General features: G+C 53.4%; 1 protein-coding gene. It reads right to left on the bottom strand.

Features of this window, described 5'->3' with window-relative positions; genetic code table 11:
* Positions 1-163 precede the first annotated feature (163 nt).
* A partial coding sequence (tmk, locus tag ACLD7X_RS17405; RefSeq protein ID WP_411424950.1) for a dTMP kinase occupies positions 164-779 on the bottom strand: 616 nt, incomplete at its 5' end.

Raw genomic sequence — 779 nt, forward strand, 5'->3', positions numbered from 1 at the left:
TATGCTAAAAACAGTCCGAGCGTCAACGCTCTTGGCCACTTGTGCCCAACCTGTCGATACGCCCACTGTAACTGAGGCCACAAGGCAGATCAGCGGAAGTACTATATTCTTCATGGTGTTGTCCCGATTCCGAATGTCCTAAGAACGTTAAGTTACGGATTTTTCATCCTGCCACTGCCTGTAGTCTGTCACGAACACAGTGCACAATGGCATGATGGAGCGTTTGCCGGTCCTGCAGTCCGTCGAGCACGAGAAAGCGGTTCGGTTCTTGTTGGGCCATCTGCAGGTACCCTGCACGAACGCGCTCAAAAAACTCTGGCCCGGAGCGTTCCATTCGATCTGGACCGTCGCCGGCATGGAAGTTCATGCGAAGCTGGGCCTGCTCATATGGAACGTCAATCAGGACGGTGATGGTCGGCATGACTAGCTTCGTGGCAAGCTTGTTACAGGTGTCAACATCCGCCATACTCAACATTCGCCCATACCCTTGATAGGCCGTCGTTGAATCTGCGTACCGATCACAAAGCACGATCTTGCCTGCGGCAAGCTCTGGAACGATGACCTTTTCCACCAGCTGAACGCGCGCTGCGCTGAACAGGAGGAGTTCCGCCGATGCAGTAATGCTCTGCTTGTTGCTTAACAGAATAGCCCGAATGCTCTCCGAAAGTGCCGTTGCTCCGGGTTCTCGAACGGTGACCACCTGATGCCCATGTTCTTCCAGCCACGACCGTAACAACGTCAGCTGAGTGCTTTTTCCACTTCCATCTATTCCTTCAAAC

It is taken from the genome of Aphanothece microscopica RSMan92 (assembly GCF_046613545.2).
Classification (GTDB): domain Bacteria; phylum Cyanobacteriota; class Cyanobacteriia; order PCC-6307; family Cyanobiaceae; genus NIES-981.